This is a genomic window from Corynebacterium sp. HMSC06D04, from assembly GCF_001807315.1.
In the GTDB taxonomy this organism is placed as follows: Bacteria; Actinomycetota; Actinomycetes; order Mycobacteriales; family Mycobacteriaceae; genus Corynebacterium; species Corynebacterium simulans.
Genome location: NZ_KV788538.1, coordinates 26,231 through 47,991, shown reverse-complemented (window position 1 = coordinate 47,991; position 21,761 = coordinate 26,231). Strand labels below are relative to the sequence as shown.

Sequence of the window (21,761 nt, the reverse complement as noted above, 5' to 3'; positions counted from 1 at the left end):
GATCTCCTATTGATTAAGCAGATCGGCCAAATCGCCTTGGCCGTTGATGATGTCCTCAATTGACGGGACATCCTGCGCCGGCTGATTAGGCTGTGCCGGTCGACCCGGTTGCCCCTGGCCAGGTCCCTGGCCCGGCTGGCCTTGCTGCTGTTCCGGCGAAGGCGCCGGCTGCTGGGCCTGTTCCTCTGGTGCCGGAGTAGGTGCCTGAGCGTCCTGTTCCGGAGCGGTGTTGCTGTCGCCGCCAGCGGTACCGGAGTTATAGGAAGAGTCGTAGGAGCCGGTGTAACCCGAACCCCAGCTACCGCTACCGTAACGGACGGGGTAAGCCTGCGGGAAGGACTTGTACTCAGCGTTAGCCAGCGAGGTATCCAGAATCTGCTTCCAAATCTGAGTCGGGGAGTTCGAGCCGTACATGATTCCGCCATAGGAGTTGAAGATGGCAGAGGTGTTGTCAGCGGTACCAACCCACACGGCGGTTGCTAGCTGCGGGGTGGAGCCAACCATCCAAGCGTCCTTGTTGTTGCCGGTATCGCCCAGCTGCGTGGTACCGGTCTTGGAAGCGGACTCACGGCCGCCGGCCAGAGCACCGTTGGACCAACCTGCGACCGGGAGCATTGCCTTCAAGACATTGTTGGCAACGTTCGCGGAAACACGGCGCTCGCCACCCTTGTCATCGAACTCGTAGAGAACCTCGCCGCCGGTGGTCTCCACCTTCTGAACGAAGTGAGGCTGGTGCCAAACGCCACCGTTGGTCAAAGTGGCCATAGCGCTAGCCATATCCAGCGGACGGGACTGGTACTGGCCCAGCACAACACCCTCGAACGGAGTCCCGCCCTTCTCGCTCAGGGTCTTATCGATGCCCGGCAGCGACTTTGCAATACCCAGAGCATGCGCCATGTCTGCGGTGTCCTGCGTACGGTTTTCCAGATCGTCCTGCAGGCGGAGGAAGGAGGTATTGTAGGATTTCTTCAACGCCTCAGCGATGGAGCAGCTGCCGCAGCCACCATCGACGTTGGTAACCACCTGGGAACCAGGCAGCTGATAAGGAGCCGAGGAGTAATAGGTATCCAAGCCAATGCCCTGCTGCAGTGCTGCCGCAAGAGTGAAGATCTTGAAGGTGGAGCCGGTCTGCAGACCCGCATTTGCGTAGTCCCAACCAGTTGCCTCGTTGCCGCCGAAGTAGCCGCGGATACCGCCGGTTGCCGGGTCAATGGTGACGGCAGCAGCACGTGCGTCTTCCTGCAGGGAAGCCAGCTGACCATCCACCGCATCGGTGGAGGCGTTCTGCACGTTCATATCGATGGTGGTGGTGATCTTCAGACCACCGGTTGCCACCTGATCCTCAGTGATGCCGACGCGCTCGAGTTCGGCGATGACCTGATTCTTGATGTGGCCAAAAGCGCCCGGCGCCTCGGTGTATGCGGAGTACTCGGAAGGATCACGAGTCTGCGGGAACTGCATTCCCTTACGCTCGGTGGCGTTGAGATCGCCCATCTCTACCAAACCATCGAGAACATAGTTCCAACGTGCCTTGGAGCTTTCCTCATCAACGCGCGGATCAAGAACGGAAGGAGACTGGATAAGGCCGGCCAACATGGCGCCCTCTTCCACGGTGAGATCCTTTGCGTCCTTGTTGAAGTAGGCGTTCGAAGCAGCCTGGATGCCATAAGCATTACGTCCGAAGTAGACCGTATTCAGGTAGGCCTGCAGGATGTCTTCCTTAGACCATTCGTTGGTCATCTTGATGGAGTAGATGAGCTCACGAATCTTACGGACATAGGAGTACTCGTCACCCACCAGAGTGTTTTTCACATACTGCTGGGTAATGGTGGAGCCACCACCCGCGGTGGAGTCACCGGTGAGCTTTCCCAAGACTGCGCGGCCTAAGCCGGTAAAGGAAAAGCCCGAGTTGGTCCAGAACTCGCGGTCCTCGGCCGAAAGCACGGAATCTTCTACGTAATCAGGGACTTCTTCCAGCTTGACCTGCGTGCGGTTGCCTTCCGGCGGCACCAACTTAGCCAGCTGGGTGTTTCCGTCACCAGCAACGATGGTCGAAACCTGGCTGGCTTGAAGGTCCTTTGGTTCCGGGACCGTGTACTGAGAGTAGGCGTAGCCGAAGAGAGCTGCGGGCACAGCCACGAGCACCAAGGCGACGATCAAAACAATCCAGGGCCAGCGACGACGTTTGCGCTGGTTCGTAGATTTTTTACTATGACGCCCAGCTCTCTTTTGGGCGGATTCCTTTTCGGTCACTGCTTCGTGTCCTCGTCAATCATGGGCAGGTTTTCTTAAATAAGTGCAGCTTACCGGCCACAACGGCCGAGCCAAAAACTAACCTTCATCATAAGCCGTCGCCGCCGCCAATAGGTGATTCCACCGGCACGCCGTACAAACTTCGACTTTATGAACCGTAAATTCGAGGCCTTCGGCGACGAATTCTGCGATTTCTTCATCGCTGCGCGCGCTGCCGGCACGCCGCCCTAGCGCCTCGCCATAAACCCATTTGGTAAGGCGCATCGCCTCCCCGCAGAGAGGACATTTGCGCTCCATGTCGGTGCCATGATGCTTGGCTGCAGCGCGGAGGAGAAAGTCGGCGTCGCAAAGCGCATCCTTTTCTATAAGGCCCGCTCGATATTTGCGCAGGTGCTGCGCACGCTCCCACTCGTGGGAGATCACGTGTTTGAAAGAAACCGCCACAGTAGCCCTATCCTCCTTCCCTAGATCCGGGCCTGAAGTTGACCAGACACCTAATTAAACAACAGCTTAACCACGCCACCTGTTCCCGCGTGCGAATGAGCGGAGAGTATTTTTTAACTCAAAAGCTAAATTTTTCGTGGCCTAACTACCGTTGTGAGTGTACGGGCGCTACTATTACTTTCCATGAGTGAACAAGCTGCTGAGTCCCCCTCCGCCTACGAAGACGCCCTTGACGTAGCCCGCAGCATCCAGCCCGCGCTAAACAAGCTGATGCTCATCTTCCAGCGCACCACCGAAGGTTCCTCCCTGACCACCTCCCAGGTCTCTATCATGAACCAGCTGCGCCTGCGCGGCCCATCCCGCGTGAGCACCATCGCACAGGCAGAACTCATCCGCATGCCCACCGCGTCCAATGCCCTATACCAATTGGAGCGCCACGGCTTTGTGGAGCGCCACCGAGATGACAAAGACCGCCGCGGCGTCCTCGTGGCACTGACCCAACTAGGTGAATCTGAACTGAACATCGTCTCCCGTCAGCGTGCCGCCGCCCTGGCGGAGATCCTGCAGTGGATGGAACCTAAAGACTTGCAAGCGGCTCGTCAGATGAGTTCCCTGATTGCCAAGTTGGCAGACGTCTATCGCCCGACAATGAACTAAAACCCACTTAGCAAAGAAACTGGGCATGAAACCGCATGTAGACCAAAGCAACCAGGGGTAATGCGGAGCAGGCCCGGATTTCTTTTTCGCCCCTCCCGTGACTAATAATGGGCTAAGAATTACGCCCCCGGACAGTTCACGGGATGTATTGCTGAATGGATAAAAATCATCAACACAAGTCTTTTGCTTCTCTCGCTAAAGACCCTGTGCGAATCCTAATTTCGTGGAGTCCTTCCTCCACTGGCACTGAAGCGATCGATTTTGCAGCGTGGCTCGCCCGCTCCACCAACGTTCGCATCAGGGTCGTTTCCACGATCTCCGTCCCGCTGGCCACCACCGCGCTGAACAAGCACGGCAATAAATTTAAAAAGTGGTTCACCAAGGAACAGGCCAAGTGCAAAGAACGAGTTCTGGAAGCACTCGAGGCGGCGGGTATCTCCGATTCCCAGCTGGACGAAGAGCCTTCCGTTCTTTTGGCCGGCCCCTCCCGCCCGCAGCTGCTGACCGAGATGGCAGAAGAATTCGGCGCGGATGCAATCCTGCTTGGCGCTAACCAATCCGCGCCAAAGGGCCGTTTCTTCGCAGGCTCGACTGCCGACGCCCTGCTCCACTTCTCCCCTATTCCGTTGGGCCTTTCCCCGCGCGATATCAAGCTTTCCAAGCATGGCGTGACCCGCATCAACTTCGCTTTCACCGAGCGCGGCGACTCCGAGGACCCCGCCTTGCTGTGCGCCGCCCGCCTGGCGAATACATGGAACGTTCCGCTGCGTATCGTGGCCTTTTCCGCCGACGGGCTTCTCGACGCCCAGGTCAGCGGCAACGTCGACGTCGCCTCCAAGCTAGCCAAAGGCTGGCACGAGCATTCTTTGTCCATGCTGGACCGCGCACACGATGTGGTGGCAGAGCGCTTCCCAGAGCTACCGATTACTACCGAAATCGGCACCGGCCATGGCTGGTCTGGCGCGGTGGACTCGCTGAAGTGGAAGAAAGGCGACTTGATGTGCCTAGGTTCTTCCCCGATGGGCCCCTTCGAACGCGTATTCATTGGCTCCACGGCCACCGAGCTGCTTCCGCATGTGCGCGTCCCGGTTCTGGTGCGCCCTTCGGACTCTGCGCCTTCAGTCGAAACTGCGGACTAATCCACGGCGACTAGACTTTGGCCTATGAATCTCCAGCCTGAGCATCCGGAAAACGATCTGACAACTGATGCCGACTACGCCAACCTGCGGCGCCCGGAGCCAAGCTCTTTCGATGAGCTCGCGGATGAGCCAGATCCCCTAGCGGTAGCTGCAGCCAACCGCCGCTCTTCCCGGCAGGCTATCTGGTTCATGGTCGCTGTGCTGCTGCTTTCCGGCCTCTACGCATTTGTGGTGGCACTAATTACCCGCTCCCAGGGCGGGGCGCTTTGCGACGCCCAGCTTGCCACCTGGCTGTGCACCGAAGGCCAGCGCCGCTTCTTTGCACTGACCACCGTCATCATCCCGTTCCTGGGAATGGTGGGCACCGCCGTCATCATGGTGCGCAAGCTCAAACGCTATCTGCGCTGGCGCTCCTGGATGGCAATTTTCTGGGTAATGGCCTGCAACTTCATGCTGTGGTGCATCACCGACATTCAAATCTTGTTGGTTCCGCTGGGCTAACCGTTCCCCGAGGGAAAGGAGAGGCTGGAACCTTGCAGGTTCCAGCTGGTTACTGAGCTGCGCCTTGCGCCGCGGCTACGGCTACTTCCGCGCAATCTGGACGCCCACAGTGCTGGGTTTCTACCTTCTGGATGCAGTCATCACAGATAAGCACCTGCTTGCGGCAGGTGTCCTCGTTGATACAGTTATGGAAGGTGTTGGTGGCATTGCCGCAATGCACGCAGTGACCAAGCTGGATAAAACCTGGATCTTGCAGGCCCTGCCCAAATTCGTGATGCATGCGCTTGTCAAAGACGTAGAGGGAGCCTTCCCAGAGACCGTCGTTGCCGAATTTCTCGCCATAGCGGACGATGCCGCCGTCTATCTGATAGACCTCTTTGAAACCACGATTCTTCATCAGGGAAGAAAGAATCTCGCAACGAATGCCGCCAGTGCAATAGGAAACGACTGGCTTATCCTTCATCCAGTCATACTTGCCGGACTCGATTTCCTCGATGAAATCATGGGTGGTCTTAACATCTGGGACGACAGCGTTTTTGAACTTGCCGATCTCAGCTTCCATGGCGTTGCGGCCATCGAAGAAGACGACTTCGTCGCCGCGCTCCTTAACCAGCTCGTTGACCTGCTCTGGCTTCAGGTGCACGCCGCCACCGACGACGCCGTTCTCATCCACCTTCAGCTCACCGGGCGCGCCGAATGCCACGATTTCGTCGCGAACCTTCACGGACAGGCGTGGGAAATCATCGGCACTACCCTCGGACCACTTGAATTCCATCTTTTTAAAGCCCGGGTACTCGCGGGTCTCACGGACATAGCGCTTACAAGCATCCATGTCACCACCGACGGTGCCGTTAATTCCGTGCTCGGAGATGAGGATGCGGCCCTTCAGCCCGAGCTTTTCGCACAGGTTACGCTGCCACAACATGATGGCAGTGGGATCGCTGATTGGGGTAAAGCAGTAATAAAGGAGAATCTTGCTGAGGCTCACGCCATCGATTGTAGGCGTGAGCTGTTGCTCTTCCTAAATTTCCCGAAAATCTTTGGGTTTAGCGCTTCTGGTAAAGCGCCTGCTTACGTGCAAAGACCGGATCGGAGGTCACGAGCACGCCCAAATTGCGGAAGATTCCCTCATCCACCGAGCCCAAGATGGTGGTGGTGTGAACGTCACAACCTGCCAGCTGCTTTAGTTCCGCCATTGCGCGGCGAGCGTTCTCGTCCTTCGCAGCGGAGGCGGAAAGAGCGATGAGCACCTCGTCGGTGTGCAGGCGCGGGTTACGCGAACCCAGATACTCGGTCTTGAGCTTCTGGATCGGTTCGATGGCCTCTGGACTCAGCAGGTGGATCTCATCATCGATGCCGGCTAGATGCTTAAGTGCATTGAGCAGCATCGCAGCGGAGCAGCCCAGCAGCTCAGAAGTGCGGCCGGTGATGATGGTGCCGTCGGCAAGCTGCAGCGCAGAGGCCGGCTCGTCAGTTTCCGCGGCACGCTTGCGCGCCGGCACTACTACCGGGCGGTCATCAGACTTAATGCCTGCCTTCGCCATGACGACGGCCGCGCGCTCGGACTGCGTGGAATCCAAGCCGAGGCGCGCCTCTTCCACCAAAGCCTTGAAGTAGCGACGAATAATCTCCTGTTTGGAGGCCTCACGGCAGACTTCGTCATCGGTGATGCAGAAGCCAGCCATGTTGACGCCCATATCCGTTGGGGACTGGTACGGGGTGTTGCCGGTCAGCTTCTCCAGGAGGGTCTTAAGCAGCGGGAAGGCCTCGACATCGCGGTTGTAGTTCACCGTGGACTCGCCGTAGGCGCTTAAGTGGAAGTGGTCGATGACGTTTGCGTCGTTGAGGTCAACGGTTGCGGCCTCGTAAGCCAGGTTCACTGGGTGATCGAGCGGCAGGTTCCAGATAGGGAAGGTCTCAAACTTGGCGTATCCAGCCTGCACACCGCGCTGGTGCTCGTGGTAGACCTGCGATAGGGCGGTCGCCAGCTTGCCTGAGCCTGGACCCGGCGCAGTGACGACAACCAGGTCACGCGTGGTTTCCGCGTACTCGTTCCGGCCAAGGCCTTCCTCAGAAACGATGAGATCTGTATTCGAAGGGTATCCCGGGATAACGCGGTGACGTGCAACGCTCAGGCCAAGGCGCTCCAGGCGGTCAATGAAGGCCTCAGCTTGGCTGTTGCCATCTTCCAGCTGGGTCATAACGATGTTGTTTACTAGGAAGCCACGTCCACGGAAGACGTCGACCAAGCGCAAGACGTCATCTTCGTAGAGGATTCCGAGGTCAGCGCGCATCTTCTGGCGCTCAATGTCCTTGGCGTTGATGCAGATGAGAATCTCGACATCGTCTTTGATGCGCTCAAGCATGGCGATCTTGTTGTCTGGAGTAAAGCCCGGCAGCACGCGGGAGGCGTGCATGTCATCAAAGAGCTTGCCGCCCATCTCCAAGTAGAGTTTGCCACCGATTTCTCCGCGCCGTGCATGAATGTGCTCCGACTGCATCTCGATGTACTTCTCACGGTCAAAACCAAGCAAACGCGTCATTTAAAGGCCTTCCGCCATAGACAATCCCCGCAACCGGGCTGGATCTTTTGGATTGGATTTTACTCGAAAGAACTGTGTTTACTCATACGCCCTGCCACGGCATCACACCGCAAGAAACCGCACTGACGACGCCGGCTAAAACATACGAGTAACGCCTGGGCCCTGGAAAGGATGGGCCCAGGCGTTACCTGTCTCTCTAAGGGTGTGGAACAAGCCCTCACCCTCTATAGCCAGGCAGTCCCACCCACCTGACTATAGCCGCCGCGCACCCCTACATGCGCAGCGGTTGGATCTATCACTCACCAGTAGATACATCCATGCGAAGCATATCAACGGCGGTTTCAAAGTCAACGTTTTCAAAGCCAATCGGACAAAAACCCGATATAGAAATTCATTAACTAATCCTAACTTTATAAAAATTTAGCGCCATGCGCTGGCACTTTCTAGTCCAATCAACCCGGAAGAAAAATAAATGTGAAACGGATCACTATACATTCGGGTCAATCTTTATCAAATATGGTCACGATATAGTCTAAGCAACAAATTAGATAAATGTTTATTATGTTAACTTTCGTCTATTTAACCTAGACCTTTAAAGCAGAAAATGAACGTTTAAGTCTCGTCTTCGCACTTCAATCCCACATTCCAAACGGGAAAGATGTCCAATTTATCCTCACGTTGTCCCCGCGACACATGCAATAAACTTGTCCGCATGCCCGAAGGCCACATCATTCATCACCTTGCACAGCGCCTCAACCTTGATTTCCGGGGTGGGCCGCTGCGCGTCACGAGTCCGCAGGGCCGCTTTGCGGCGGAAGCAGCCATGCTCGATGGGACGCAGCTCGATTTCGCCGAAGCGCGCGGCAAGCACCTCTTTATGCACTTTTCCGCCGATGCGCCAGAGCACATCATCTATATTCACCTCGGGTTGATCGGCAGCTTGCGCTTTGAGCCTTTGGACGATGTCTGGGGCCAGATTCGCCTGCGCGTCGAAAGCGATGACCTAGCTGCCAACCTCCGCGGGCCGCAGTGGTGCCGGCTCATTACGGATGCTGAGTATGACGTCGCGCTCGCCAAGATTGGCCAGGACCCCATCCGCGAGGACGCATCACCGGCCGACCTTTGGCCGCGGGTGCACAGGTCGAGCCGCAGCATCGGCTCCTTGCTGATGGATCAGCATCTCTTTGCCGGAGTCGGCAACATCTATCGCGCCGAGGTTTTATTCCGCCAGAACATCTCGCCTTTTATTGCCGGCAATGAACTGGACCGCCACGAATTCGATGTCATCTGGGAAGACTTAGTAGAACTCATGCGCGCCGGCGTGCCCACCGCCCGTATCGACACAGTCCGCCCGGAGCACACGCCTGAGGCCATGGGTCGCACGCCACGCAAGGATGACCATGGCGGCGAGGTTTATGTCTATCGCCGCGCCGGCATGCCTTGTTATATCTGCGGCGAGCCCATCGCAGAAAAGAAGCTCGAAGGCAGGAACCTGTTCTGGTGCCCTACCTGCCAGAACGCTCCAGCCTAAGCAGGCGGGTATTTTGGGCGGCATGCGATATGCCTTTCACGTCGACGCCGTCCGCGCTGCCGAGGAGCGCCTACTTGCCCAGCAGAGCTATCCAGACCAGCTCATGCAATTGGCCGCCCACGCGGTGGCCGATGCCGCCGCGGTGATGCTCGCCGCGCACCCAGGCCGCATGATGATTCTGGCAGGCAGCGGTGGCAACGGCGGCGACGGCCTTTTCGCCGGTGCACTCCTCGCCCAGCAGGGACACGCCGTCACAGCCCTCGTACCCGAGACCTGCCACACAACCGCTCTTGCTGCGTTCGAGGAAGCCGGCGGCGAGGTTCTAAAAAGTGGGTCCACTCCTAATTCCACCGCTTCCCTGCCCGATGACACGGGCTTGCTTATCGACGCCGTGGCTGGTCTCGGTTCCGGACGCGGGCTCAGCGGCCAAGCGCTGGAGGCCTACGAGCAGGCAGCAGGCATTCCGGTTCTAGCAGTCGATATGCCCACTGGCATTAATGCGGACACTGGCGTAGCCGCCCGCAAAGGCGCCGTGCATGCTGACGTCACCGTAACTTTCGGTTGGACACGCATGGGTCATGTGCTTGCAGCCGAGTGCGGCCAAGTAGTGCTGGCGGACTTAACGCTGCCCGGCGTGACATCGTTTAGCGCGATGCTCGAATCGCTCGCGCAACCGGCCGGGCACATCGCCAACGAGCCCACCCTGGAATCCACATATGCGTGGCGCCCCGGCAACATCGAGACCGCCCACGGCATCGCCACGCACCCGCGCCCGGTTGGCTGTACCGGACCAATCGTTGATCCCACCCCAGGAATTTCCTCCGATAAATATTCCGGTGGCGTGGTCACTATTGCCGCCGGAAGCGACACCTATCCCGGAGCTGGCATCTTGGCAGCCACCGCGGCAGTGCGCACCAGCCCGGCCATGGTGCGCTTTATCGGAGACCGCTCCATCACCTCGCTCCTGCCGGAACTCGTGGTTCACCCAAATCTTGACTCAGCAGGTCACGCCCAGGCCATCGTCGTGGGCCCAGGACGCGGCACTGACGCTGCGGCCCAAGCGGAGCTCGCGGAGGTACTCGATGGGTTCATCTCGGCCGTCATCGATGCCGATGCGCTGCGACTCCTTGCCCGTCACCCCGAGTTGCGCGCCCGCCTGGGAAGCCTGCCCGTCACGGTTCTCACCCCTCACCTGGGCGAGTTCACCGAGCTTTACGAGGCGACCTTCAACAAGGACCTCGACCTGTCATCAGGCAAAGCAGCGCCACTGCAGGAGCTCGCCACGGCACTGGGCTGCATCGTGCTGCTCAAGGGAAGAAATACCCTGGTTACCGCACCCGGCCAACCCATTTATGCCTACAATGCAGGCCATTCCTATGCCGCGACCCCTGGTTCAGGCGACGTGCTCGCGGGCATCCTCGGCACCGTGCTGGCGCAGCTACATCTTGAGGACAGAGCACAGGTAGGCCGCACGACGCTCACCGAGATAATCACAGAAGTCCTCCACGCCGGCGCCATTCAGGCCCACGCTGCGGCAGTAGCTGCCGAAACCCCCGACGGCTATGCCATCTGCTCGGCTTCGCAGATTGCCGGGGCGATCCCGCAGGCCATCGCCAAGCTTTTGCGTATGGCTCGCTAAAGCCTATTTGCCACGGCGCGCACGGAGCGGCGCAGCAGCCCCTTGGCACCGGCAGCCACCGTGTCGCGGCGCAGCCTACGGGTCTCCCACGGCCACGTCATCGCAGCCCAGGCACCTGCCACGGCGCCGATCTCAGCGAGGATGTACCACGGCCATGGACCCAGCAGGTTGATGATGGAGGGGCTGCCCGGCGCGTGGTTTAAGAAACCATAGTTGCCATCTGTGCGGGCGTTGACCGCCATGACGCTGGCCATCCACACCGGGGTTACTCCCACCGCAAAGCGGTAACCCTTCCACGTCGGGCGGTAGCCCAAGCCGAAGGTCAACGCCAGCGGAATGGCCAGTGCGGTGATGTGGAAGAACCAATAGGTGGCAAAGCGCAGCCAGCGCGGATCGAAGTAATAAATAACATCTGGGGTGATAATCGCCTGCGGGTTCAAGATGATGCCCCAGTAATAGGTCAGCGTCAGCGCATGCTCGTTGCCCGTAATCAGACCGAGCGCCAATACTGGGCGCAAAATATCGCACAGGTGCAGCGGCAGAGATTCACGGATGTCGAATTGCGAAGGATCCAGGGAGACGATGGTCCATGCCGTACCGAGCACCAGCATCACCCAGCCAGTCATCTGCCGGTAGAAAGTCTCCTTGGTAGTGCCCCGGATGCGCCGTGCAGCCACGATGAATACACCGCATGCGGCAATGGTCACAGAAAGCATCGTGTAATGCACCCCGGTCCATTGCGCCATGCGGGGATAGGTGGTGGGCGTGACGCGCACTCGCGGATTCTTTTTCGGCATAACGGGAAAACAGAGTACTCCGTTTCCGCCCGCTTGCAGGACTTTAGGTACCGGCCGCCAACTTTCCGTCCTTAACGGTGACCACACTGTCCGCAAAATCCAGCAGGCTGCGGTCATGGGTTACAAACATCGTTGCGGTCTGTTGTTCATCGGTGATGTCACGCAGCAGCTTGGCGACGTCGCGCGAGAGCGCAGAATCCAGCGCCGCCGTCGGCTCATCCGCGAGCAGCACCTCGGGATCATCCATCAAGGCACGCGCGATATTGATGCGCTGGCGCTGACCGCCAGAAAGCTGGGTGATGCGGCGAGCCTCCATCCCGGGCAGGCCTACATACTCAAGCAACTCCCGCGCCTTTTCACGGCGAGGTTTTCGGCCTGCCATATGGTCCACAATGAGAAGTTGATCCAGGGCATTGAGCGAGCTGACCAAGTTGGATTGTTGGAAGATGATGCCGCGCTCACCGCTTACCCGCACGCGACCACTATCGGGCTCGATTAGCCCTGCGGCCACGGAGAGCAAGGTGGACTTGCCGGAGCCGGATTCGCCGACGACGGCCATGAGCTGGCCCGGCTTGATGGCCAGGCTGACGTCATCCAGCGCCACCACGCGCTCGCGGCCATCGGGGAAGGTGACCGTCACGTTTTCAATCTCTAGCATTAGCCTTGTCCTCCCAACGCATCCAAAGGGTTGATTTTGCTGATTCGGCGGGTAGCTAGCACCGCGCCCAGCATGCCGAGTACCCACATGCCGGCGGCTGGGGCAGCAATCGTGCGCGCCGAGAGCACAAAAGGCACCGACGATTGCGCGAGCGCGCCCAGGCCCCAGCCCACTGCGGCACCCACACCAACTCCGAGGGCGAGGATGAGCGCGGATTGTGCCAGGGCGTCGCCAAGCAGGTAGCGCGTCCGCGCCCCCAGCGCACGCAGAATCGAAAGATCGCGGGTGCGCTGCATGGTCCAGATGCTCAAGAAAGCCACCATCACGAGCGCCGAAATTGCATACAGGAAGCCCTGCATGGTCAAAAGCGAGCCGCGCTCCGAGTTGTAGGAGGGCAGGCCGCTTAAGGCCTCGCGCATGCTGACGGACGTGGGAAGCCCGGTGGCAACGCTGTTCGCGTGCAGCAGGGCGGTGCCCACGACGTCGGAAGGCGCGTGGCTCAACTGCGCCCAGGTCTGCGTGGAAACCCACAGCACCGGCGAGTGGGAATAGTACAGATCCGGCACGGTGGCGCGAACGGCATAGGTCTCATCCCCAATCACCACGGAATTTCCCTGTGTAATCGCTTGCGAGGCCACCACTCCCGTGGCCGGCACCTGCTGCTTGGTACCCGGAATAGGCTCGCCCGCCGGCAGGCCCAGTACAGCCACGCCGCCGAAGCCCTCCACCTTGGTCTGCGAGGTACCCAAAGGCGCGCTGCCAGGCACCACGTCGTCCGCGTAAATCTCTGACTCCGTAAAAGTTGGCTTCTGCGTGCTAAAGCTCGCCTGCTCATACTCATGCCCCAAGGCCTCCAAAGCCGAGGTGTTTTGTTTGCTAAGGCCCTCCGTGAGCCCAGAGAGCATGACCAAAAGCAAGGTAATGAGCGCGACCACGGTCCCAATTAGCGCAAAGCGCCCGCGGGCTGCGCGCAATTCTCTAAGTGCAAGAAACATAGTTTCAAGCATCGCCCCCACTCGCAGATTAGTAATCGGGCCGCTAGTTGAACTTCGAGTCAACCAACTGGTTGATTCCCCGTGTCCCACCTGCGGGTTAGGGTAAAAGGCTGTGAATGACGTGAAACAGCGCTCCCTGCAGACCTTCCATAAGCGCCTTAGCCCCTGGCGCGCCGGGCTACACGTGATGTTCGCGTTTTTGTTGCTATTCGGCCTGCTGCGCGCCGGGCTCGACGGGCGCCTCGATGCCCGCGCCCTTGGTCTGGCAGTCGCATTGGCCGTGGTCTACGCACTGCGGCGCGCACTCCCCCGCGCCCTGTGGCTGGTGGGCTTGTGCGTGCTGTGGTGCGGGCTCATGGTGCATGCCCAGGACTTCATGTGGCTGGAATTCCCGCTGGTCTTTGCTTTTCTAAGCTCGCTTCCCCGCTGGCCGGGCATCGCCTGCAGCGGATTGTTATGGGCGCTGGCCGCCTTCCTGCCCGCCTGGCAGCATCCGGCGGAATGGACCATCGCGGCGGCCATCGGCCCCTTCATCGGCACGGCCTTTGCCATCGGCACCTTCCATGCCGGGCGCATGGTGCAGGCTGAGGCGGCGCACCATGCAGAGGTTGCCCGGCAGCTGCGCGCCACCCAGGCCGAACTTGCCGCGAGCGAGCACCAAGCAGGCCGCCTGGAAGAGCGCGAACGGCTCTCCCGGGAAATCCACGACACCGTGGCCCAGGGCCTTTCCTCCATCGTTCTGCTCTCGCGCGCGGCTCAAAAAGATCCTTCCCCAGAGACACTGGCGCTGATTGAAAAAGTGGCTAGCGAGAACTTAAGCGAGGCACGCCGCTTCGTCAGCGAGCTAGCATCTCCCGCCGCATCCTTGGAGGAGGCCCTCCAGCAGGTGGTGGATTCAGCTACCGCGCAAGCCGCTGCGCTGGGGAAGGACACCGACATCGAGCTAGTTGTTTCCGGCGAAAGCACCGTTCCCGAGGCCCACCGCCAGGACCTGTTGCGTGCTGCGCAAGAGGGGCTCAACAACATGCTCAAGCATTCTGGCGCCCGGCGCGCGGTGGTGACTTTAGGCTGTTTTGAAGGCGAGACCACGCTCGACATCGTCGACGACGGAGAAGGCATGGATCCTACTTCACCTTCGCAGGGTGGCTTCGGGCTGCGGGGCCTGCGCCAGCGCGTGGAAAGCCACGGCGGTACGCTCACGGTGGAATCTTCCCCAGGCGAGGGAACCGCCCTTGCTATCCGTATGCCGCAAAAAGTGGAGGACCAGGATGCTTAACGTCATGCTCATCGATGATCATCCCGTGGTGCGCGCAGGCCTGCGAGCCATTTTGAACGCTTTCCCTGACATCGATGTGGTCCTAGAAGGTGCGGATGGGGCGGACGTCGCCAAGCTGGAGGCTCCCGATGCTCCGCATGTTGACGTGGTCATTTGCGATATCCAGATGCCCGGCACCGATGGCATTGCGGCAACTTCCCAGCTCGCCCAGGCTGGCGGCCCGCCGGTGCTCATCCTCACCACCTATGACACCCAATCCGACATTGTTTCCGCCGTGGAGGCAGGCGCCCTGGGCTATCTCCTAAAGGATGCGCCGGAGCAAGCGCTTCACGACGCCGTCCTGGCCACGGCCGCCGGCAAACGCACCCTGGCGCCCGAGGTGGCAGCGCTTTTGGCCGAGCGCATCACCCGCCCCGAGGTGGCGCTTTCCGGCCGCGAGCTGGAAATCCTAGAAGCCCTGGCCACGGGCAAATCAAATAAGGAGCTTGCCCAGCGACTGTTCATCTCGGAAGCTACAGTGAAGACGCACTTGATTCACATCTATCAGAAGCTGGGCGTGGATACCCGCACAGCGGCTGTCACTGTGGCCCGGGAAAGGAAGCTCATTTAAGTGTCCGCGCAGGTTTATGATTGCCTCGTTTTAGGCGGCGGCCAAGCAGGGCTGGCCACGGGCTATTACCTGCGCAGAAAGGGCTTGAACTTCGCCATCTTGGATGCGGAATCGCGTCCCGGTGGTGCATGGCTGCACGCCTGGCCCTCGCTGACTTTATTTAGCACCACGAGCGCCTCCAACCTACCGGGCTGGCCCATGCCCTATTACGAAGGTTTCCCGCCGGCGAGCCACGTGGTGGATTATCTAACTCGCTACGAAGAGCGCTACGAGCTGCCGGTGCGACGCCCCTTCATGGTTGAGTCCGTGGAGCACGATGGGGAGTTCTTCCACGTCTATTCGGGCACGGAACGCTTGATGGCCCGCACCGTGGTGGCGGCCACGGGTACCTGGCGTGCGCCCTTCATTCCGTACTACCCCGGTAAGTTCGCGGGGACACAATGGCATTCGGCCATTTATCCCGGCGTCGCGAAGTTCAGCGGCTCTCGCGTGGCAGTGGTGGGCGCGGCCAATTCCGGCGCACAGATTGCAGCGGATCTGTTGCTTGAAGGCATTTCCACGACCTGGCTAACGAGGGGCGAGCCGCGCTGGATGCCTGACGACGTCGACGGACGTGTGCTCTTCCGGCGCAACCGCGAGCGCCTCAACGCCATCAATCGTGGCGAGCCTGACCCCGGCGCGGATACGAACCTGGGCGATATCGTCATGGTCCCGCCGGTGCTCAAGGCGCGTGATGAAGGGCTCCTGCGCGCCACCCCGATGCCGGATTCCCTCGACGACATCGACGCGGATCACCTGATTTGGGCCACCGGCTTCCGGCCCGCACTTCGCCCCATCTCCCGCCTACTGGTAGACCGCCAGCCCACCGTGCCGGGGCTCTTCCTCGTGGGATACGGCACGTGGACTGGCCCGGGCTCAGCCACCATCACGGGTGTTAGCCCCTTTGCCAAGCAGGCGGCTACCGATGTCGCGGAGTTCGTGAAAAACCTCAAGCCTTAGCCTTGGTTAGATAGGAGCGTCTCGATAGCGGGATACATGTCCTCCACTATGTCGTCGATGCTCTTCTCCGTCATCAGCGGAACCTCCACGACGTAGCGAGCAATCGCCGTTCCAATGAGAATAGGACCCAAATACGCGATCTTGCCCAGGAGATTACCTTCACTAATCGTACTTTGGGCGAACTCTGTTTCTAAAAGGGCCGTTACGAAGCTGTCCATGATCGATTCACGGAGGATAGCTGATGCATGTGAAGAGCCAATGCCGCCGCGAACCACAGCACGCAAACGCGGACCCATGTCCTCGCTTTCCCACAGGCGCAGATAGTTCGCGATGAATCCTCGAAGGTCAGTAGACGCCCCCAACTGAGCCGGAAGCATTTTTAGGTCCGCGATTACCGCATCGAACAAGCCGTCCTTGTTCTTGAAGTAATGCATGACGAGAGCGGGATCGACGTCGGCTTCTTTGGCGACCGCGCGGATGGTGGTGGCTTCGAAGCCCACCTCGCTAAACCTCATGCAGGCGGCTTCCAGAATTTTCTCGCGCGCTTCTGGGGCGCCTGGACGACGTCCAGCTTTCTTGCGCTCTGCCTTTTTATGCTCAGCCCCTGGCTGAGCACCGTCACCGGATTCTTCGACCTTGCCTTTAGCTGCCATGGCTTCAACCTTACTTCCTCGAACCCTCGAAGAATTCATCACGTGTTGACTTTCAACAACTGTTGAAATATCTTATTCAACAAGCGTTGAAAATCAAGCAAAGGAACGACATGAAAGACTGGACCAAGGCAATCGCCGTTGGATTCTTGGCACCTCTCGCAGTGTGCCTCTTCGTACCTGCCTTCTTGTGGCCCATGGCCACGATGACCCCCAAAGACCTCCCACTCGCAGTAGTTGGAACCCAAGAACAAGTGAGCAAGGTTTCTGAAGCCTTTGAGCAGAAGCAACCCAGACTCTTCGAGATAACACCTGTAGAAGACCGCGCAGCCGCGGTATCCCTCATCGAAGAACACGAGGCTTACGGCGCCATCGTGCTGGGCCAAGAACCAGAGGTCCTCACCGCAAGCGCTGCCGGCGCCGCACAAGGCAACATCGTGAAGAACCTCGCGCAACCAGTAGAGGCAATGGCAAACCAGCAAGCTCAGGCGATGGCTGCCGCGAAGGGCATCCCGGCTGACGCACTCCCTAACGTCACCGTCAAGACCACCGACGTTGTGCCCACCAGCAGCGAAGACCCGCAGGGCCTCGCCATGAATATGGCTATTATCCCCGTTGCCATCGGCGGCATGCTCGGTGCAGCGATTCCTTCCTTCCTCCTGAAGCGAAACTCGCAGCGTCTCCTCGCCCTAGCAATCTTTGCCCCCATTGCCGGACTGCTCACCACCGCAGTAATCGGCGGAGTATTCGGATTACTGCCAGATAGTTTCTGGGCATCGACCGGCGTATTCACACTAGGCATCGCCGCAGTCTCCAGCTTCATCCTAGGCCTAAGGGCGCTGCTTGGCGCCCCCGGCTTTGGTCTCGGCGCACTGACCATCATGCTGGTGGGCAACCCACTGGCCGGTACCATGGCCCCCAAGGAATTCGTGTCCGGCAGCTGGGGATACTTCGGCCAGTTCCTGCCTAACGGCGCCACAGCTACGCTGCTGCGCCTGGTTAACTACTTCCCTGCAGCAAGTATCGCCACCCAGGTATGGACTCTGCTCGCATGGGTAGCCTTCGGACTAGTCCTTCTCGGCAGTGGAATTGTGCGAGAGTCGCGCTCCGCAAAGAAGGCCGCGTAGAAAACTCAGAGCAGAAGATTAAGCAACAAACCCCGTGACTAGCGCGCAGCCCAAAACGGTTAGCGCGGTCGCTGCAATGAATCCCATACGGTGTAGGACTTTGGACTGCAGCTCTTTGCTTATCCGGGCCAAAAAGAATGCGCCCACGGCGGTGCCCAAGGTGTTGAACACAAGGTCATCAACGTCGCTGAAGCCGAGGGCGAAGAGGTACTGGAGGGTTTCGATGCTCAAGCTCAGCGCCAAGCCGGCCAGGATGGTTCCGCCGAGGCCAAAGCGCACGCGGCGCAGATTCTGGCCCATCACGATAAGGCTTGCGCCGAGTGGCATAAACAACAAGAAATTGCCGATGGTGTTGGTCCAAGGCCCGTACCAGATGGTCGGATGATCAAAACCGTTGAACATTTGCAGATCTAAGCTTCGCACCGCATGCGCGGAGGCATTGACCACGCCGGGGATCTCAATGAAGGATTTACCCAACGTCGCCACACCAACAACGAGCAGCACGAGCGCCGTGACTAGAAGTGAGTCACGGCGCAGCGTTTGGTGGCGGCGCGGGGCCGCCGGAATACGGCTGCGCGAATGAGTGGTTTGTTCGGTAACGAGCATGTCCGAGAATCTAACAACAAAAGCTGTACTTTTGCCGTGTACTTCGCTGGCAAAACACTGATTCATAATGGGCGTACCATCGTGGGCATGAGCACACTCAAAGTCACGCGAAACGAAGACGGTTCCATCTCTCACGCTTTCGAGGATGAGCCGATTCTGGCCGAGGGCGACGTACTGGTTAACGTTTCCCATTCTTCGTTGAACTACAAGGATGCAATGGCACTCGACGGTAACAAGGGCGTCATGCGCATCAACCCGCTGGTGCCGGGCATCGACGTCGTGGGCAACGTTGCGGAGTCAAACGATGAACGTCTACCTGAGGGCGCCCTGGTGGCCGCTTTCGGCGACGGCTTGGGAGAATTCCGCCACGGCGGCTACACCACTAAGCAGCGCGTGAATGCCAACGCCACCCTCGTGGTTCCAGAGCGCTTCACTGCTGCCGACGCCGCCGCAATCGGCACCGCGGGCTACACCGCCGCCATCTGCGTCAACCAGCTGCTCACCCACGGCACGCGCGAGGGCCATGTGCTGGTCACTGGCGCCACGGGCGGCGTGGGCTCCATCGCCGTCCAATTGCTCAAGTCCCTGGGCTTCGAGGTCACCGCCGTTACCGGCCGCGTTGATAGCGAAAGCGAGTACTTGCAGGCCCTGGGCGCAGACCACATCATTGATCGTTCCGAGCTCTCGGAGACCGGCCGTCCGCTGCAGAAGGCGCTTTACGACGGCGCGGTAGACACCGCTGGCTCCACCGTCCTGGCCAACGTCTTGGCGCAGATCAAGTGGGGCGGCGTCGTAGCAGCAACCGGCATGGCCGCTGGTCCTGACCTCCCGGCTTCGGTACTGCCATTCATCCTGCGCGGCATCGTCCTGGCAGGCGGCAACTCCGTTGACGCACCGCTCAAGGTCCGCGAGGACGCCTGGAAGCTGCTGGACGAGCATCTCGATCTTGAGATGCTGCATTCTATTTCCAGCACCGTTGCGCTCGACGATGTCGCAGACGCCGCCAAGGAGCTGCTCGCCGGCACCCACCATGGCCGCACGATCGTAGAAATCTAGACAAACTATTTAGCAGCGCTGGGGACGATTAGTTTTCCCAGCGCTGTTACTATTTTCCTATGCGTTCCCGTCTCTCTATCTCTGCTGCCGCGCTGGTTGGCACCCTCGCCGCCGGCCTCGTCACGCCCGTTGCCCAGGCTGGCATCACCATCGACCCTAACGCTGTGCCCGGGCGTACTCAGGTCACGCTGCGCTACAGCAATGGCGCAGTAGTCTCTACTGCTAATTCCCACGAATCTCGCCCGGCGCTTTCCTTGGTCAAGCTCTACTTGGCCTATTGGGTGCTGCAGCACGGTGCTCCGGCGGACAAAGCCCGCGTGGAGAACATGATTCGTTTGAGCGAGGACGGCACGGCCACAGACTTGGACCGCCGCTACCCGCAGGCAATCCCTGAGGTCATCGGCCAGTTTGGCCTGCATGAGACCCACTACCCTGGATTCTGGGGCAACACCACTACCTCTACTGAGGACCTTGCGCGCTTTACCTCCGCGATTGTGGGCGACCCACTAGCCACGCCAATTATCAATGGCATGCGCACCGCTTCCCCCGTTGCCGCTGACGGCTATAAGCAAGACTTTGGCACCTCACGCGTGCCGGGTGTTGTGGGCACGAAGTTCGGCTGGGACGATAACCGCAACGTCCATGCCACCGCCTCCTTTGGCAATGGTTTTACCATCGCCGCGAATACTTATGGCGCGGCCTCCCAGCTCACCGGCGACATCTTGGGTGCCGTTCGCATCACCGCTGACGGCATCCGCAATTCGGGCCGCCAGCCTTCCCCGCTGGAGCAGCAAATCCTCAACTTCGTGCCGGTGCAGTTCCACGACCCAGCCCGCCAGGCAATCCGCGGAGCCGAAGATTCAGTGGCCAACGCCCAGCTACAGTTCTGCGCCTTGGCCGCCCAGGCAGGCTCTTCGCACTTATGCGCCTAGTTTAGAAGTCAGATACTTCTAAACGTGCAGGTCGCGGTCCTGAATGCCCTTTGGCACCATGAGAACGCCGATGAGAGAGATGGCGGAGATGACAATCGCGTAGGTAGCGATAGCCATGGAGGTCTTGAACTCAGTGAAGAGCATCTCCGCGATCATCGGGGCGAAAGCACCACCGATGATGGAGCCAAACGCGTAGCCGATTGAAACACCCGAGAGGCGCACCTTCACTGGGAACATCTCCGCGTAGAGCGCGGACTGGGGACCATAGGTGGCACCCAGCATGGTCGCCAGGATGAGAACCGCACCACCGAAGAGGGCAAGATTGCCGGAGTCAACAGCCATCCAGGACGGAATGGACCACGCAGCCAACGCAATGTAGCCCACGATAAAGGTGCGTTTGCGGCCCACCTTGTCCGACAGGTGGCCGAAGTAGAGGGTGCCAGCGAACCAGCCGATGGATGCAATAAGCGCGACCAGCAGGGCGTCGGTACGCGAGTAGCCCACCACCTTGGTGCCATAAGAGGTGAAGTAGGCGATGACAAAGTAGCCTACAGCGTTGTTAGCGGCGAAGATGAGCGCGCACTTAATGACGGTACCGGTGTGGCTCTTGAACAGGACCGCCAAGGGGGCAGATTCCTTCTTCTGAAGATCCTGCAACTCAGCGAATGCTGGAGACTCTTCCACCGCGCGGCGGATGAAGTAGCCCAGAAGAATCAGGACAACGGAGGACAGGAAGGGGATACGCCAGCCCCATGCCAGGAACTGCTCCTGCGTCAAGACCGCGGAAAGCAAAAGCATGAAGATGGTGGCCAGGAACATTCCGAGCGGAACTCCCACCTGCGGGAAGGCGCCGAAGAGGCCGCGGCGTCCGCGTGGCGCGTGTTCCACGGCGAGCATCGCCGCACCGCCCCACTCGCCGCCAGCAGAAAGCCCCTGCAGCACGCGCAGCGCCACCAATAGGATTGGGGCGGCCATGCCGATTGCAGAATAGTTGGGCAAGACGCCCATGAGCATGGTGGCCAAGCCCATGCCCACCAGGGTGACGACGAGGACTGGCTTGCGGCCCAGCCGGTCACCCAAGTGACCTGCAATGATCGCACCCAGCGGGCGGAACAGGAATGAGATACCCAATGAAGCCCAGGAAATGATCTGCGCGAGCGAGGCGTTTTCATTCGAGACTGGGTCAAAGTACTGCGTGGCGAAAATAAGACCCGCAGCTTGGGCGTAGATAAAGAAGTCGAACCATTCGATGGTGGTTCCGACCATGGAGCCGGCGAGCACGCGCTTGTGCTCGCGAGTGATTCCAGTTGCCGGTTGGCTACGTTCAATTACAGGTGCAGACATAGGG

The 21,761-nt window shown here is 59.6% G+C and carries 21 protein-coding genes; 11 read left to right on the top strand and 10 right to left on the bottom strand.

The features are described 5' to 3' along the window. Positions 1-6: 6 nt before the first annotated feature. Positions 7-2,253 carry a transglycosylase domain-containing protein gene (locus HMPREF3155_RS04980; RefSeq protein ID WP_070432726.1) on the bottom strand — a complete coding sequence of 749 codons (2,247 nt, stop codon included), beginning with the start codon at positions 2,251-2,253 and terminating at the stop codon, positions 7-9. Positions 2,254-2,331: 78 nt separating this feature from the next. Then, positions 2,332-2,697, bottom strand: a complete 366-nt coding sequence (locus tag HMPREF3155_RS04975; protein ID WP_062036688.1) for a DUF5318 family protein — start codon at positions 2,695-2,697, stop codon at positions 2,332-2,334. 183 nt (positions 2,698-2,880) lie between these two features. Between HMPREF3155_RS04975 and HMPREF3155_RS04970 the strand changes: the two genes are divergently transcribed. The 3 genes from HMPREF3155_RS04970 (at position 2,881) to HMPREF3155_RS04960 (ending at position 4,994) form a co-directional block, all read left to right on the top strand. Further along, positions 2,881-3,354 (top strand): MarR family winged helix-turn-helix transcriptional regulator, encoded by a 474-nt coding sequence (locus tag HMPREF3155_RS04970; RefSeq protein ID WP_062036686.1) that lies wholly within the window; start codon positions 2,881-2,883, stop codon positions 3,352-3,354. 155 nt (positions 3,355-3,509) lie between these two features. Then, on the top strand, positions 3,510-4,493 hold the full coding sequence (locus HMPREF3155_RS04965; RefSeq protein WP_070432725.1) for a universal stress protein: 984 nt from the start codon (positions 3,510-3,512) through the stop codon (positions 4,491-4,493). 24 nt (positions 4,494-4,517) lie between these two features. Then, positions 4,518-4,994 (top strand): hypothetical protein, encoded by a 477-nt coding sequence (locus tag HMPREF3155_RS04960; protein ID WP_061925241.1) that lies wholly within the window; start codon positions 4,518-4,520, stop codon positions 4,992-4,994. Between the two features lie 49 nt (positions 4,995-5,043). Here the strand turns inward: HMPREF3155_RS04960 and HMPREF3155_RS04955 are convergent, their stop codons facing one another. Both HMPREF3155_RS04955 and HMPREF3155_RS04950 read right to left on the bottom strand, forming a co-directional pair. Next, complete coding sequence (locus tag HMPREF3155_RS04955; RefSeq protein WP_062036682.1) at positions 5,044-5,982, bottom strand: oxygen-dependent tRNA uridine(34) hydroxylase TrhO; 939 nt, start codon at positions 5,980-5,982, stop codon at positions 5,044-5,046. A gap of 58 nt (positions 5,983-6,040) precedes the next feature. Continuing rightward, positions 6,041-7,537 (bottom strand): DUF1846 domain-containing protein, encoded by a 1,497-nt coding sequence (locus HMPREF3155_RS04950; RefSeq protein ID WP_062036680.1) that lies wholly within the window; start codon positions 7,535-7,537, stop codon positions 6,041-6,043. 712 nt (positions 7,538-8,249) lie between these two features. On the opposite strand from HMPREF3155_RS04950, the gene HMPREF3155_RS04945 reads away from it, so the two are divergent. Both HMPREF3155_RS04945 and HMPREF3155_RS04940 read left to right on the top strand, forming a co-directional pair. Beyond that, on the top strand, positions 8,250-9,068 hold the full coding sequence (locus HMPREF3155_RS04945) for an Fpg/Nei family DNA glycosylase (protein ID WP_070432724.1): 819 nt from the start codon (positions 8,250-8,252) through the stop codon (positions 9,066-9,068). Positions 9,069-9,090: 22 nt separating this feature from the next. After that, complete coding sequence (locus HMPREF3155_RS04940) at positions 9,091-10,707, top strand: bifunctional ADP-dependent NAD(P)H-hydrate dehydratase/NAD(P)H-hydrate epimerase (protein ID WP_070432738.1); 1,617 nt, start codon at positions 9,091-9,093, stop codon at positions 10,705-10,707. Here the strand turns inward: HMPREF3155_RS04940 and HMPREF3155_RS04935 are convergent. Genes HMPREF3155_RS04935 through HMPREF3155_RS04925 form a run of 3 tightly spaced genes read right to left on the bottom strand, consistent with a single transcriptional unit; the run spans position 10,704 to position 13,157 of the window. After that, positions 10,704-11,504: a YwaF family protein gene (locus HMPREF3155_RS04935; protein ID WP_246817680.1), complete on the bottom strand. Its 801-nt coding sequence runs from the start codon at positions 11,502-11,504 to the stop codon at positions 10,704-10,706. The two genes, HMPREF3155_RS04940 and HMPREF3155_RS04935, sit on opposite strands and share 4 nt — an antisense overlap. A 43-nt stretch (positions 11,505-11,547) precedes the next feature. After that, positions 11,548-12,162, bottom strand: coding sequence for an ABC transporter ATP-binding protein (locus HMPREF3155_RS04930; protein WP_070432723.1), 615 nt, complete (start codon positions 12,160-12,162; stop codon positions 11,548-11,550). Continuing rightward, complete coding sequence (locus tag HMPREF3155_RS04925) at positions 12,162-13,157, bottom strand: ABC transporter permease (protein ID WP_070432722.1); 996 nt, start codon at positions 13,155-13,157, stop codon at positions 12,162-12,164. Before HMPREF3155_RS04925 ends, HMPREF3155_RS04930 begins: the two co-directional genes overlap by 1 nt. A gap of 121 nt (positions 13,158-13,278) precedes the next feature. Here HMPREF3155_RS04925 and HMPREF3155_RS04920 point away from each other — a divergent pair, with 121 nt between their 5' ends. From HMPREF3155_RS04920 to HMPREF3155_RS04910, 3 genes are read left to right on the top strand one after another with little or no spacing between them, the layout of a single operon-like run. Continuing rightward, positions 13,279-14,433, top strand: a complete 1,155-nt coding sequence (locus tag HMPREF3155_RS04920; RefSeq protein WP_235591347.1) for a sensor histidine kinase — start codon at positions 13,279-13,281, stop codon at positions 14,431-14,433. Further along, complete coding sequence (locus tag HMPREF3155_RS04915) at positions 14,426-15,043, top strand: response regulator (protein ID WP_070432721.1); 618 nt, start codon at positions 14,426-14,428, stop codon at positions 15,041-15,043. Before HMPREF3155_RS04920 ends, HMPREF3155_RS04915 begins: the two co-directional genes overlap by 8 nt. Continuing rightward, positions 15,044-16,042, top strand: coding sequence for an NAD(P)-binding domain-containing protein (locus HMPREF3155_RS04910; RefSeq protein WP_070432720.1), 999 nt, complete (start codon positions 15,044-15,046; stop codon positions 16,040-16,042). Here HMPREF3155_RS04910 and HMPREF3155_RS04905 read toward each other — a convergent pair. After that, positions 16,039-16,695 (bottom strand): TetR/AcrR family transcriptional regulator, encoded by a 657-nt coding sequence (locus tag HMPREF3155_RS04905; RefSeq protein ID WP_070432719.1) that lies wholly within the window; start codon positions 16,693-16,695, stop codon positions 16,039-16,041. The two genes, HMPREF3155_RS04910 and HMPREF3155_RS04905, sit on opposite strands and share 4 nt — an antisense overlap. A 110-nt stretch (positions 16,696-16,805) precedes the next feature. On the opposite strand from HMPREF3155_RS04905, the gene HMPREF3155_RS04900 reads away from it, so the two are divergent. Beyond that, the gene (locus tag HMPREF3155_RS04900) at positions 16,806-17,819 is read left to right on the top strand and encodes an ABC transporter permease (RefSeq protein ID WP_061925253.1); all 1,014 of its coding nucleotides are present in this window, start codon (positions 16,806-16,808) and stop codon (positions 17,817-17,819) included. Between the two features lie 18 nt (positions 17,820-17,837). Here the strand turns inward: HMPREF3155_RS04900 and HMPREF3155_RS04895 are convergent, their stop codons facing one another. Continuing rightward, entirely contained in the window at positions 17,838-18,425 is a 588-nt protein-coding gene (locus HMPREF3155_RS04895; RefSeq protein WP_049146716.1) for a VanZ family protein, read from the bottom strand. Positions 18,426-18,512: 87 nt separating this feature from the next. Here HMPREF3155_RS04895 and HMPREF3155_RS04890 point away from each other — a divergent pair, with 87 nt between their 5' ends. After that, positions 18,513-19,481 carry an acrylyl-CoA reductase family protein gene (locus HMPREF3155_RS04890; protein ID WP_070420202.1) on the top strand — a complete coding sequence of 323 codons (969 nt, stop codon included), beginning with the start codon at positions 18,513-18,515 and terminating at the stop codon, positions 19,479-19,481. Between the two features lie 59 nt (positions 19,482-19,540). Beyond that, positions 19,541-20,413 (top strand): hypothetical protein, encoded by an 873-nt coding sequence (locus tag HMPREF3155_RS04885; protein ID WP_070420194.1) that lies wholly within the window; start codon positions 19,541-19,543, stop codon positions 20,411-20,413. An 18-nt stretch (positions 20,414-20,431) separates the two neighbouring features. Here HMPREF3155_RS04885 and HMPREF3155_RS04880 read toward each other — a convergent pair whose 3' ends face one another. After that, positions 20,432-21,757, bottom strand: coding sequence for an MFS transporter (locus HMPREF3155_RS04880; protein WP_070432718.1), 1,326 nt, complete (start codon positions 21,755-21,757; stop codon positions 20,432-20,434). Positions 21,758-21,761 lie beyond the last annotated feature (4 nt).